This window comes from Agromyces binzhouensis (assembly GCF_042672355.1).
Taxonomy (GTDB): Bacteria; Actinomycetota; Actinomycetes; order Actinomycetales; family Microbacteriaceae; genus Agromyces; species Agromyces binzhouensis.
Genome location: NZ_JBHXVJ010000004.1, coordinates 35,164 through 46,956, shown reverse-complemented (window position 1 = coordinate 46,956; position 11,793 = coordinate 35,164). Strand labels below are relative to the sequence as shown.

Here is an 11,793-nt window from a genome sequence, read left to right as displayed (position 1 = left end):
CGCACCCGTCTGCCCCTGCTGGGGCCGTCGCGGAGCGTCCTGGGGCTGCGGGCCGACGCGCGGGTCGCCGGGGCGGGCGACGACGCCGGCGCCGGTCTGCTGCGGTCGATGCGGAGCGCGCTCCGGGTGCGCAGTGGGCGCGGGACGCGCAGCCGGGCCTCGCAGGTCGGCCTCGCGGGTGCGGGCCGGGTCGGGGCGTCGCTGCGGCGTCCAGTCGGGCGCCGGTGCGCCCGGCTCGGGCCGGTGCGCCCGGTCGGCAGACGTCGGAGCAGGGACCGCAGCGCGGCCGATCCCGCGAGCGGCGGAGGTCGGACCGGCGGACGGCGAGTGCGCGGAGTTCGTCGGAGCCGAGGAAGGCGGAGCCGAGGAAGGCGGAGCCGAGGAGGGCCGTGGTGCGGAGCCGGGCCGGTCGGCGCGAAGCCCCGAGCCCGGGACGTCGACCGGTCCGGCGGCCGCACGGCGGCCGGTCCGCAGCGCGGGGTTCGCGGGTGCCGCCTGGGCGCCGGTCGGAGGCGGAGCGGCCGGCAGGGCGGGGCTCGCCGGCGGGGCTGCGGAGGCGCGGCGGGCGGGGGCCGGCTCCTGCGCGGGTAGGGGGTCGCGCCGCAGGCGGCGCGACTCCGTCGGGGCGACGGGCTGCGTCGCCGGGCGGTCAGCGCGGGACGGGAGGTGAGCCGGGCCGGCATCGACCGCCGCCTCGCGGCGATCGCGCGGACGCAGCGGCCCCGTGGCATCCGCCCGCCGCCTGGGCTCGCTCGCAGGGCCCGCCGCCGATGCCGAGGCGCCACCCGACGGCAGGTACGACTCGAAGGAGATGCCTCCGGATACGCCGACGGCCGAGTCGCCGACCCGCCGGTCGGCCGGCTCGGCCGGGGAGGAGGATGCGGAGCGGTCCCGCAGTTCGCGGCGCGTCGGCGTGCGTTCGGACCGCAAGCGGTCTCTGGTGCCTGGCGCTGAATGGTCGGGCACGAGGGGGGACTCGGGCACGTGGGGGACTTTCGCTCGTTCGAGAGGGGCTGACGGGGGGCTCGTCATCTCCGGGCGGGCCGAGATCACGGATTGGTAAAGCGTAACCGGTCGATCACCGGATCGCCATGTCGGGCGGAATGCGGAGATGGTCGTCCGGATTCCCGGCGCGGGCCACGGGCGGATGCGACGACGGCACTGCCCGGGCGTGTCGCACGGCCCGCGGAGACGTCAGGCCCCGGCCTCCTCGAGCAGCGCGGTCAGGTCGTCGAAGAGCGACGGCGCCGCCGCGACGAGCATCCGATCGCTCTCGCCCGCCCCGCCGAGCCCGCCGACCCGTCCGCCGGCCTCGCGCACGATCAGCGCGCCCGCCGCGTGGTCCCACGGGTTCAGGCCCTGCTCGTAGAACGCGTCGAGGCGGCCCGCGGCGACCGCGCCCAGGTCCAGCGCAGCCGACCCGATGCGACGGATGTCGCGGATGCGCGGCAGCACGTCGACGAGCACCGCCGCCTGGCCGGCCCGCCGGTCGGCCGCGTACCCGAAGCCGGTCGCGACGAGCGCCCGCGACAGGTGCACGTCATCGTTCACCCGGAGCTCGCGCTCCCCGAGCCCGTCGACGAGCCGGGCCCCACCGCCGACGCTCGCCTCGAACACCTCCCCGGTCACGGGGTTGACGACGATCCCGGCGAGCGCGTGCCAGTGCCCGGGGTCGGGCGGGCCGTCGACCACCGCGATGCTCACCGACCACGCCGGGATGTCGTAGAGCAGGTTGACCGTGCCGTCGATCGGGTCGACCACCCAGTTGAGTCCGCTCGAGCCGACGTGCGTGTCGTCCTCCTCGCCGAAGATGCCGTCGTCGGGGCGCGCGTCGAGGATCATCGAGCGGATGCGCTCCTCGGTGTCTCGGTCGACGGCGGTCACGACGTCGGTCGGCGTCGACTTCGTCGCGGCGACGCTGATGCCCTTCCGGCGTTCCTCGAGGGCCGCCTCGGCCGCCGCGAGGGCGATCCGGCGGGCGATGGCGAGCAGGTCGACGGATGCCGCAGCGGCGGCGTTCTCGGTCATGCCCCCACGCTACTGCGGACCGCGTGCGGGCCGGGCGGCGGTGACGCGCGAGGTCGCGGCATCCGCCCCCGGAAACGGAAGAAGCCCCGGAGAACCGGGGCTTCGACGTGGTGGCGAGTGAGGGATTCGAACCCCCGAAGTCGTAGACAGCTGATTTACAGTCAGATCCCTTTGGCCGCTTGGGTAACTCGCCGAACGCCCGACCACGTTGTTCACATGACCGGGGGCCACACAAGGATACCCGCGGTCGGCCGATGCGAGAAATCGAGCCCGGTGCGGCCTCGACGAGCGTCGGAGCCTGCGTCAGAGCCGCTCGATGGGGACGGTGTCGTTCGGCCCGAGCCCGTCGGCGCGCTCGCTCGTCGCGGGCGAGAGCCGCGGCGCCGCGCCGGTCGCCGACGACCCCTGCGAGCCGCCGCCCCCCGCGCCGGGCCCGCCGCCCAGCGGCACCCCCGTCGCCCGGTTGAGCGGCCCGCGCAGGCCGGCCCGGGCGATGACGCGCTGGATCGTGAGGTCGCGCTCGTTCGGCGATCCCACGTAGCGGATCTCGTTCAGCCCCTGGCGCTGCGCGGCCGACTCGAACACGATGTGGCCGAAGCCGAAGATCCGGCCGAGCACGGGCCGGTGGACCGAGATGTCGAGGATCCGCGAGAGGGGCATGGTCGCGATGTTCTGGGTGAGGATCCCGTGCACCCGGAACACGCGCATGTTCGTGATGACGAACCGGTCCATCTGCGCCTGCAGGATCCGCCAGAGGCAGAAGCAGGCGAGGCCGATCGCGAGCGCCGCCGGCAGCCACCACGCCTGCGGCGGCACCACGAACGCGAGCAGCAGCAACGGCACGGATGCCACGAGCCCGAGCACCGGCTTGACGATCGCCGCCCAGTGCTTCGCGACCTCGTCGACGACGACCTCGCCCTCGTCGGCGATGAGGAACCGCTCGACGCGGGGGTCGAAGATGCTGCGGGCGTCGGCGGTCACGTGCGCTCCGTCAGGATGCGAGCGAGGTGAAGAAGCGGCCGACCGCCTCGGCGGCGCCCCAGACGGCGGCGAAGGCGCCCTGGACCGCGTTCGCGGCATCTTCGGGCCTCGTGATCGTGTAGAACAGGGCGAACCCGATGACGAGCCCGATGGCGATGCGCTTGACCCACTTCACGGCGGTGGTCCCTTCGAGTAGAGGTGGGTGTGGGCAAGCCAGGCCCCCCGAAGGCCCGCCCCGGACCCGCTCATTTCTACCGCACGCCGGGTCGGCCCTCAACGCGCCACTCCGCTCGGCGATAGGATCGGCTGGCCCGGTCCGCGCTCCCGGCGGACGGCGTCAGGCGAGGAATCCATGGTCGGCATCGAAGAGGTGGCCAAGCTCGCGGGGGTCTCCACCGCGACGGTCTCGCGCGCCCTGAGCGGTCGCGGCCACGTCTCCCCGGCTTCGAAGGCCAAGGTGGTGGATGCCGCGGCGCAGCTCGGGTACGTCGTCTCGTCCAACGCGTCGAGCCTCGCGTCGGGTCGCACGCGCAACGTGGGCGTCGTGATCCCGTTCCTCAACCGGTGGTTCTTCGCATCGGTGCTGGAGGGCGCGCAGCAGGCGCTGCTCCGGCACGGCTACGACGTCACGCTGTACAACCTGTCGGGCGACGGCCGCGAGCGCTCGAGCGTGTTCGAGCACTTCCTGCTCCGCCAGCGGGTCGACGCCGTGGTCGCGGTCTCGCTCGAGCTCACCGAGCACGAGGTGCAGCGCCTGCACGACCTCGGCAAGCCCCTGGTCGGCGTCGGCGGCCCGATCCCGGGCGTCCGCACGCTCACGATCGACGACGCCGCGGTCGCCCGGCTCGCGACCGAGCACCTCCTCGCCCTCGGGCACCGCCGTATCGCCCACATCGGCGGCGACCTCGAGTTCGACCTCGACTTCCACCTGCCGACGAACCGCCGACTCGGGTACGAGGCGGCGCTGCGCGACGCGGGCGTCGACCCCGACCCCCGCATCTTCGCCCCGGCGGACTTCACGATCCAGGGCGGCTACCACGCCGCCAAGCAGCTGCTCGGGGTTCCGCACGATCGGCCGACCGCGATCTTCGCCGCGTCCGACGAGATGGCCATCGGCTCCATCCTCGCCGCGCGCGACCTCGGCATGGTCGTGCCGCGCGACGTCTCGGTCATCGGCATCGACGACTACGACCTCTCGGAGTTCTTCGGCCTCTCCACGGTGGCGCAGTTCCCGCGCGGCCAGGGCGAGAAGGCGGTCGAGATCCTGATGGAGCAGCTCGAGCCGGGCCCGGATGCCGCGCCGCCGGCCGCGACTCCCCTGCCGTTCGAGCTCCGCGTGCGCTCCTCCACGGCGGTCCCGCCCGAGCGCTGACGCGCGCGCCTCCGTGGAGGATCCGAAGTCGGATCGGCTAGCCTGCGCGGATGCCCGAGCCCTCGCCGGCGCGCGGCACCCGCTGAACGATCCGGCCGTCCGCTCCAGAGAGGAAGCCGTCATGACCGACGCCACGCTCGACGACGCCACCGTGCTCGCCGCCGACCCCGACTGGTGGCGCCAGGCCGCCGTGTACCAGATCTACCCGCGCAGCTTCGCCGACGCGAACGGCGACGGCATCGGCGACCTCCGCGGGATCACCTCGCGCATCCCGTACCTCGTCGAACTCGGCGTCGACGCGGTCTGGCTCTCGCCCTTCTACCCGTCGGCGCTGGCCGACGGCGGGTACGACGTCGACGACTACCGCGACGTCGATCCCAAGATCGGCACGCTCGCCGAGTTCGACGAGATGATCGCGGCGCTGCATGCTGCAGGCATCCGCCTGATCGCCGACATCGTGCCGAACCACTCGTCGAACCGGCACGAGTGGTTCCGCGAGGCGCTCGCGTCGCCGCGCGGGTCGGCGGCACGCGGGCGCTACATCTTCCGCGACGGCGAGGGCCCGGATGACACCGAGCCGCCGAGCGACTGGCAGTCGATCTTCGGCGGGTCGGCGTGGGAGCCCGTGGGCGACGGACAGTTCTACCTTCACCTGTTCGCGCCCGAGCAGCCCGACCTGAACTGGGCGAACCGCGAGGTCCGCGACGACTTCCTCCGCACCCTCCGCTTCTGGTCGGACCGCGGCGTCGACGGCTTCCGGGTCGACGTCGCGCACGGCCTCGCGAAGGACCTCACCTACCCGCTGCGTTCGCACGCCGAGCTCGAGGCCACGAAGCTCTCGACCGAGGGCTCCCACCCGCTGTGGGATCGCGAGGAGCTCGACGAGATCTACGCCGAGTGGCGCACGGTGTTCGACGAGTACGACCCTCCCCGCATCGCGGTCGCGGAGGCGTGGGTCGCACCGACCCGCCGTCACCGATACGCGGCGCCGACGAGCCTCGGGCAGGCGTTCAACTTCGACCTGCTGCGCGCGAACTTCGACGCCGCGGAGTTCCACGAGATCGTCGACCGCAACATGGCGTTCGCGGCCGAGACGGGCTCGTCGAACACCTGGGTGTTCTCGAACCACGACGTGGTGCGGCACGCGACGCGCTACGGCCTCCCCGACGACCACACGTTCGAGTACGACCTCGGCAAGGCGTGGCTGCTCTCGGGCGGGGTCTCGCCCGTGGTCGACGCGGCACGCGGGCTCCGGCGAGCGCGCGCCGCGACGCTCTTCCTCCTCGCCCTCCCGGGCAGCGCGTACCTCTACCAGGGCGAGGAGCTCGGGCTGGCCGAGGTCCCCGAGATCCCCGATTCGGAGCGCCAGGACCCGTCGTTCTTCCGCAACGCCGGCGTCGAGGTCGGGCGAGACGGATGCCGCGTGCCTCTGCCCTGGATCGCCGACGCGCCGTCGTTCGGCTTCGGGCCGGCCGGTTCGGATGCCGCGCACCTGCCGCAGCCGGCGTGGTTCGCGTCGTACGCGGTCTCCGCGCAGGAGTCGGACCCCACTTCAACGCTCTCGATGTACCGCCGCGCGCTCGCGCTGCGCCACGAGCTGCAGGGTGCCGAGAAGCTGGCCTGGATCACGCTCGAGGAGGGTGCCGGCGGGGCCGACGCAGCGGCCGACGTGCTCGCGTTCCAGCGTCCGACCGGATGGACCGTGGTGACGAACTTCGGAACGACGCCGTTCACGCTCCCCGCGGGCCTCGCCGGCCTCGACGTCGTCCTCTCGAGCGCCTCGGACGCCGCCTCCGGCGCCGCCGCCACGCCCGCCCCCGCCGCCATCCCGCCCGAGACCACCCTCTGGCTCCGCTGAGCGCGCCCCGCGCCCCGCGCCCCGCGCGTAGACGGCCGACTTGTGCACTGGCGGTCACCCTCGGATCGACCTCGAGTGCACAGATCTCACTTCTGCGTGAGCAGACGACGTGGGCGACGTGTCTTGGGGAGACCGGCGGCGGTCAGGTAGTGGTCGATCGGGTGACGACGCATCGCCTCAGCCCAGTCCCAGCGGGCGAAGCCGCGCACACGGCGACGGATGGCGTCCTCCCGGCGCTTCTCGTCGATCACCGTCGCCGCGGCGAGCGCGGCCGGATCACGCGTGCCGCTGGCGCCCGATGCCGCCGCCCGGGTGCGGCCGCGATACTTCCCTCGGCCGTCTGCTTCACCGACGACGCCGTGGTCGGGCCACCAGAAGTCGAGGTACGCGTCTCGCTCGAGCTCGTCCAGCCTGAGGCGGTGCTGCAGCACGGGTTGGGGGAAGCCGAGTTCCTCGATCACGAGGCGGCTCAGGGTCTCGAGGGGCGTGGCAGCGCCATCCGTCGCCCGTCGGAGCACTTCGTCCATGCGTCGGCTCCCCGGGTACGGCAGCAGCCGCTCGTGTTCGCGGCGGAGTCGGTGGATGGTGGTCCGCGGAACAGCGCCGCCCCACGGCGGCGCGTACAGCGCGGCGTCGGTCGCAGTGAGCGCCGCCTCGAGTGGAGCGCGCCGCGCGAGCTGGATCAGCGAGAACTCGATGGACGTCATCGCGATGCCGGCGCGCACCGTGATCGGGACGTCCGCAGTGCGGGCGATCGTCACGACACCGCGACGGCGGCTGGCCGTGCCGTTCCTCGAGAGCACGAACACCTCGTCGGGCCACGGGCCGAGGATCGGCATGCCGGCGAGCGCGATCGCCGAATGACCGGTGAACACCGGGCGATCGAGCTGCGCGGCTGCCGCGCGGACCATCATCCGGTAGCGGCTGCGATCGCGTTCGGCGGGCGAGACCCCGGGGTCCGTCGGCGGCCTCGATCGGTAGGCGCCGGGCCTGAGCCGCTCCATCGTGCCGGCCTTCGCCGCCGCGTAGAGCTCGCGCTCCCGGCCGACGCTGCGGAGGTCGAGCGCGTAGACGAGTCCGTGGTCACGGGTCGGGAACGGTTCGCGCATGCCTCGATGCTGCGCGGTCGGGCGCGCAGCGGCACCGGCGATCGACGATCCGTGCAGTCCCCTCGCGGGGCCCGCCCTGCGGAGGAGTGCTCGCTCCCCCACCCCGCCTCGCCTCGCCTCGCCCCGCCTCGCAGGGACGCCTCGCGCGGACGGTCGATCTGTGCAGCGCAGGCCATCCTGCATCCGACCGCGAGCGCACAGCCCGACCGCGGGTGCGAGGGCGGGCCGGTTCGGGCGCGGCTGGCCGGGCGGGGCTGGCCGGGCGGTGCTGGCCGCGCGGCGCGGGTCCACGCCGCGCCGGGCGGGATGGGGCGGCGTGGGTGCGAGGGGGGGCAGGCGGGCCGTGGCATCCGCTGGCCCCCTCGCTAGACTGGCGCGCATGGCTGATTCGACGTTCGACATCGTGAGCAAGGTCGACAAGATGGAGGCGGAGAACGCCGTCAACCAGGCCCGCAAGGAGGTCGAGCAGCGCTACGACTTCAAGGGCGTGGGGGCGTCGGTCGAGTGGTCGGGCGAGAAGATCCTGCTGAAGGCCTCGACCGACGAGCGCGTGAAGGCCGTGCTCGACGTGGTGCAGTCGAAGTTCATCAAGCGCGGCATCTCGCTGAAGTCGCTCGACGCGGGCGAGCCCTACCCGTCGGGCAAGGAGTTCCGCATCGAGATCGGCCTGAAGAACGGCATCGACCAGGAGCACGCGAAGAAGATCGGCAAGCTCATCCGCGACGAGGCTCCGAAGACGGTGAAGTCCCAGATCCAGGGCGACGAGCTGCGCGTCTCGTCCAAGAGCCGCGACGACCTGCAGGAGACCATCCGCCTGCTGAAGGCCGCCGACCTCGACGTCGACCTCCAGTTCGTCAACTTCCGCTGACGCGCGACGCGCCGACGCACTGACCCACTGCCGCGCCGACCCGATCATCACCGCATGACGAGCGAGAACGAGCGGATGCCGCGGGCCGGCGTCGCAGCGGAGACGCCCGCGCCGCTGCCCGGCGTCGACGTGCCCGATCGTCGTGGGCGCACCGGCCTCGACCGGGTCGGCCGCGACCTCGACCGCAACCCGCGCGTGCGGGTCCGCGACGTTCGGGTGCTCACCTCGAACTGGTACGTGACGCGTGCGACGACGTTCGACTTCCAGCACGCCGACGGCTCGTGGACCCTCGAGGAGCGCGAGACCTACGACCGCGGCGACGGCGCCACCATCCTGCTCTACGACCGCGAGGCGCGGACGGTGCTGCTCACGCGGCAGTTCCGCTTCCCGGTCTACGTCAACGAGCACCCCGACGGCATGCTCATCGAGACGGCGGCGGGCCTGCTCGACGATGACGATCCCGAGACCGCGATCCGCCGCGAGGCGGAGGAGGAGACCGGGCACGTCGTGGGCGAGGTTGAGCACGTGTTCGACGTCTACATGAGTCCCGGCTCGGTGACCGAGCGCCTGCACTTCTTCGCGGCGCCGTACGTGCGCGGGTCGGTCGCGCCCGGCTCTCGGCGCGGCCTCGCCGACGAGGGCGAGGACATCGAGGTGCTCGAGCTCGACCTCGACGACGCCCTCGACCGCATCGGCGCCGACATCGTCGATGCGAAGACGATCATGCTCCTGCAGTGGGCGGCGCTTCGCGGTCCGTTCCGGGTGCATACCCCTCGAGCCACCGCGTGACCGCGGCGTAGGCCGCCGCCCGCGCCGGTTCCCGCGACAGGAACACGTCGTGCAGCGCCCCGTCGATGCGCGCGACGGTGACGTTCGGCCCGAGCTTCAACGACTGGCGCGCGATCTCGTCGACGACGAGCACGATGTCCGACGTGAGCATCGCGTCATCCCACGTCGCCTGCAGCACCGACCGCGCCGACACGAGGGTCAGCACGGGCGCGCCGACGTCGATGCCGGCCGCGACGGTCGCGTGCCCCGCGAGGATCGCGGTGAGCCACGCCGGGTGCGTGCGGAAACCGCGGTCGGGCCGCCAGGCGTGGTCGTACTCCCACTCGCCGTCGAGCTCCTTGGCGATCGACCGCGTGTAGAAGCCGAGGTCGACGTTCGGCAGCGGCCCCATGGGGTCGAGCCGCGCCCGGAACCCGATGACCGGCTGGATCGCCTGCCGCCCGATCCCGCTCAGCTGGAACTCCAGCCACGGGCTGTTGAGCACGAGTGCCGCCGCGCGCCCCGGGTTGCGCGCCGCCCACAGGCTGAGCGTGAGCCCCCCGGTCGAATGCCCCACCAGGATCAACGGCCGAGCGGATGCCTCCGGCCCACCCTCGCGCGCGATGGCGCCGAGCGCCGCCTCGATGTCCTCGTCGTACACGGCCAGGTCGGTCATGTACCCGGGCGTCTGCCACTCCCGAAGGCTCCGCCCGTACTTCCGCAGGTCGAGCGCGTAGAACCGCGCCCCCGCATCACTCCAGAACCGCGCCAGCTCGGGATTGAAGAAGTAGTCGCTCCACCCGTGCACGTAGAGCACGTCGCATCCGGATGCCGCGGGCTGAGGTTGTGGTTCGGGCTCGTGTTCCCACGGCCAGCGCCAGCGGCGCGGCGACGGCGGCGCCCCGTCGCCGTTCGCCCCGCCGGTGTACCGCACGAGCGTCGCGACCACCTCGCCCTCGTCGTCGGGCGCGAGCGGCAGCGTGAGTTGCTCGAACCCGGGCCCGAGCACGTCGGTCACCCAGCCCTCCCCCGCGTCGGGCCGTTCCCGGTGCCCCTCGGTCGTCGCCGGGTCCATGCGGCCAAGCCTAGGCGTCGAGGACCGCGGCGCAGCGGCGTCCTCGTCGACGATGGGAGGCGTGGAATCGAGGGCTGGGCGAATCCCGCCCAGGCCATCGATCGCGGCAACGGTCCGGATATGATCGAGCCCACGTCGCCGAAACTCGCCGCCACGGCTCCGGCACGTTCACCAGACGCACCGGAGGGGTCATGCGGCTACGCGAGCAGTTGAAGACGATGGACGTCGAGCGCCTGATCCTCCTGCCCATCATGGTGTTCCTGCTGCTCCTTACGTCGTTCACGCTCTTCACCAACGGTCAGCGCGAGGCCGCATCCGGATTGGCGGACTTCCTCCACGTCGCATATCTGATCCTGCTGACTGCGTTCTACCTCGTCGCTGTGTTGCTGCTGATCATCAGAGCACCAGCCAGCGCTCGGCGCAGCGGGTTCGCGCCGACCGCGGCGGCATATGTCGGAACCTTTCTTCCCTTCCTGTTCGCGTTTCTCGGAGGCTCCGAGGTGCCGGCCGGCGTGGAGCTTCTTGCGGTAGCGCTCATGGCCGTCGGAATGACGTTCAGCGTCTACTCACTCGTCACGCTCGGTCGGAGCTTCGGCGTGGAAGCGAAAGTCAGGCCGCTCGTCCAGCACGGCCCGTATAGGTTCATCCGGAACCCGCTCTACGTCGGGGAGATGATCACCCTCACCGGAGCTGTCTGCTTCTCCCCGAGCTGGGCCAAGGTCGGGATCCTCATCCTGACCGGTTCTGTCCAGGTGTACCGCGCAATTCAGGAAGAGCGCCTGCTAGAAGAGCACGTCCCTGAGTACGCGGCGTACAAGGTGCGCACGAAGCGCTTCGTGCCAGGGCTGTTCTGATCGGGCTGGCGAATCCGGTCAGCCGAACGCCGCCATCATGCCGATCACGGCCGGCGTCAGGATGACGATGAAGAGCACGGGGAGGATGCAGAAGACGAGCGGGAACACGATCTTCACCGGGATCTTCATCGCCTGCTCCTCCGCCCGCTGACGGCGCTTGACGCGCATCTCGCCGGCCTGCACGCGAAGCACGTCGGCGATCGCGACACCGTAGGCATCGGCCTGCTGGACGGCCCGGACGAATCGCCGGAGGTCCTCGCTGTTCGTGCGCTGCTCGAGGGCGGCGTATGCGTCGCGACGCGTGCGCCCGATGCTCATGTCCTGGAGGGTTCGGATGAGCTCCTCGGCCATCGGCCCGCGGCCGTTCCGGCCGGCCTTCGCCATCGCCGCGTCGAACCCGAGCCCGGCCTCGACGGCGATGGTCATCTGGTCGAGCGTGTCGGGAAGCGCGCGCTGGATCGCAGTCTGCCGGTCGTGGGCACGACTGTTGATCAGCACGTCGGGAAGGAAGAACCCGAGGACGAACGCTGCGATCACGAGGATCACGCGGATCGGAGCGGGGTCGGACGCGATGAACAGCCAGCCGAGGACGAACGCGGTGGAGACGAGGATGGTCTTCCAGACGAAGATCCGGGTGATCGACCAGCCGGCCGGTCGTGCAGCGTAGGTGATCTGGCGTTCCAGCCAGCCGATGTAGCCTTTCGGGGCCGCCTTGACCAGGCTCTCGGAGAACGAGGTTCGCTGGACGGCGGTCGCGGCCGATTCCTCGACCCCCGTCTCGGCTGTCCTGGCCCTGCCCGCTCCGATGAGGAACCAGGCCACGAGGCCGATGGAGATGCCGACGGTCAAGGCGGCGACGAGTCCGATCGCGTTCATGAGC

Annotated in this window: 11 protein-coding genes and 1 tRNA gene; 5 read left to right on the top strand and 7 right to left on the bottom strand. The window is 72.1% G+C overall.

Annotation, left to right across the window (positions count from 1 at the left end):
• Positions 1 to 1,194: 1,194 nt before the first annotated feature.
• From ACFVHK_RS08035 to ACFVHK_RS08020, 4 genes are all read right to left on the bottom strand, one after another.
• Positions 1,195 to 2,028 (bottom strand): inositol monophosphatase family protein, encoded by an 834-nt coding sequence (locus ACFVHK_RS08035; RefSeq protein WP_376928358.1) that lies wholly within the window; start codon positions 2,026 to 2,028, stop codon positions 1,195 to 1,197.
• Between the two features lie 108 nt (positions 2,029 to 2,136).
• A tRNA-Tyr gene (locus ACFVHK_RS08030) sits at positions 2,137 to 2,221 on the bottom strand.
• A 110-nt stretch (positions 2,222 to 2,331) separates the two neighbouring features.
• A complete protein-coding gene (locus ACFVHK_RS08025; RefSeq protein ID WP_376928357.1) occupies positions 2,332 to 3,009 on the bottom strand; it encodes a PH domain-containing protein in 678 nt (225 codons plus the stop codon).
• Positions 3,010 to 3,019: 10 nt separating this feature from the next.
• Positions 3,020 to 3,184, bottom strand: coding sequence for a hypothetical protein (locus ACFVHK_RS08020; protein ID WP_165307681.1), 165 nt, complete (start codon positions 3,182 to 3,184; stop codon positions 3,020 to 3,022).
• A 177-nt stretch (positions 3,185 to 3,361) separates the two neighbouring features.
• Between ACFVHK_RS08020 and ACFVHK_RS08015 the strand changes: the two genes are divergently transcribed.
• Both ACFVHK_RS08015 and ACFVHK_RS08010 read left to right on the top strand, forming a co-directional pair.
• Positions 3,362 to 4,381: a LacI family DNA-binding transcriptional regulator gene (locus ACFVHK_RS08015; RefSeq protein WP_376928356.1), complete on the top strand. Its 1,020-nt coding sequence runs from the start codon at positions 3,362 to 3,364 to the stop codon at positions 4,379 to 4,381.
• A gap of 121 nt (positions 4,382 to 4,502) precedes the next feature.
• A complete protein-coding gene (locus tag ACFVHK_RS08010; protein WP_376928355.1) occupies positions 4,503 to 6,239 on the top strand; it encodes a glycoside hydrolase family 13 protein in 1,737 nt (578 codons plus the stop codon).
• Positions 6,240 to 6,325: 86 nt separating this feature from the next.
• Here the strand turns inward: ACFVHK_RS08010 and ACFVHK_RS08005 are convergent, their stop codons facing one another.
• Entirely contained in the window at positions 6,326 to 7,348 is a 1,023-nt protein-coding gene (locus ACFVHK_RS08005) for a hypothetical protein (RefSeq protein WP_376928354.1), read from the bottom strand.
• A 379-nt stretch (positions 7,349 to 7,727) separates the two neighbouring features.
• Here ACFVHK_RS08005 and ACFVHK_RS08000 point away from each other — a divergent pair, with 379 nt between their 5' ends.
• Complete coding sequence (locus ACFVHK_RS08000; protein ID WP_129233407.1) at positions 7,728 to 8,216, top strand: YajQ family cyclic di-GMP-binding protein; 489 nt, start codon at positions 7,728 to 7,730, stop codon at positions 8,214 to 8,216.
• Positions 8,217 to 8,270: 54 nt separating this feature from the next.
• Positions 8,271 to 9,005, top strand: coding sequence for an NUDIX domain-containing protein (locus tag ACFVHK_RS07995; protein WP_376928353.1), 735 nt, complete (start codon positions 8,271 to 8,273; stop codon positions 9,003 to 9,005).
• Here ACFVHK_RS07995 and ACFVHK_RS07990 read toward each other — a convergent pair.
• Positions 8,938 to 10,059, bottom strand: a complete 1,122-nt coding sequence (locus tag ACFVHK_RS07990; protein ID WP_376928352.1) for an alpha/beta hydrolase — start codon at positions 10,057 to 10,059, stop codon at positions 8,938 to 8,940. The two genes, ACFVHK_RS07995 and ACFVHK_RS07990, sit on opposite strands and share 68 nt — an antisense overlap.
• Before the next feature lie 218 nt (positions 10,060 to 10,277).
• Between ACFVHK_RS07990 and ACFVHK_RS07985 the strand changes: the two genes are divergently transcribed.
• The gene (locus tag ACFVHK_RS07985) at positions 10,278 to 10,913 is read left to right on the top strand and encodes a methyltransferase family protein (protein ID WP_376928351.1); all 636 of its coding nucleotides are present in this window, start codon (positions 10,278 to 10,280) and stop codon (positions 10,911 to 10,913) included.
• A gap of 18 nt (positions 10,914 to 10,931) precedes the next feature.
• On the opposite strand, the gene ACFVHK_RS07980 is transcribed toward ACFVHK_RS07985, so the two are convergent.
• Positions 10,932 to 11,789 (bottom strand): type II secretion system F family protein, encoded by an 858-nt coding sequence (locus tag ACFVHK_RS07980; protein WP_376928350.1) that lies wholly within the window; start codon positions 11,787 to 11,789, stop codon positions 10,932 to 10,934.
• Between the last annotated feature and the right edge of the window lie 4 nt (positions 11,790 to 11,793).

What these genes read in the sequence shown, in the direction of transcription:
- ACFVHK_RS08035 (WP_376928358.1), bottom strand. Translation starts at nt 2,028, where the DNA reads ATGACCGAGAACGCCGCCGCTGCGGCATCCGTCGACCTGCTCGCCATC.
- ACFVHK_RS08015 (WP_376928356.1), top strand. Translation starts at nt 3,362, where the DNA reads ATGGTCGGCATCGAAGAGGTGGCCAAGCTCGCGGGGGTCTCCACCGCG.
- ACFVHK_RS08010 (WP_376928355.1), top strand. Translation starts at nt 4,503, where the DNA reads ATGACCGACGCCACGCTCGACGACGCCACCGTGCTCGCCGCCGACCCC.
- ACFVHK_RS08005 (WP_376928354.1), bottom strand. Translation starts at nt 7,348, where the DNA reads ATGCGCGAACCGTTCCCGACCCGTGACCACGGACTCGTCTACGCGCTC.
- ACFVHK_RS08000 (WP_129233407.1), top strand. Translation starts at nt 7,728, where the DNA reads ATGGCTGATTCGACGTTCGACATCGTGAGCAAGGTCGACAAGATGGAG.
- ACFVHK_RS07995 (WP_376928353.1), top strand. Translation starts at nt 8,271, where the DNA reads ATGACGAGCGAGAACGAGCGGATGCCGCGGGCCGGCGTCGCAGCGGAG.
- ACFVHK_RS07990 (WP_376928352.1), bottom strand. Translation starts at nt 10,059, where the DNA reads ATGGACCCGGCGACGACCGAGGGGCACCGGGAACGGCCCGACGCGGGG.
- ACFVHK_RS07985 (WP_376928351.1), top strand. Translation starts at nt 10,278, where the DNA reads ATGGACGTCGAGCGCCTGATCCTCCTGCCCATCATGGTGTTCCTGCTG.
- ACFVHK_RS07980 (WP_376928350.1), bottom strand. Translation starts at nt 11,789, where the DNA reads ATGAACGCGATCGGACTCGTCGCCGCCTTGACCGTCGGCATCTCCATC.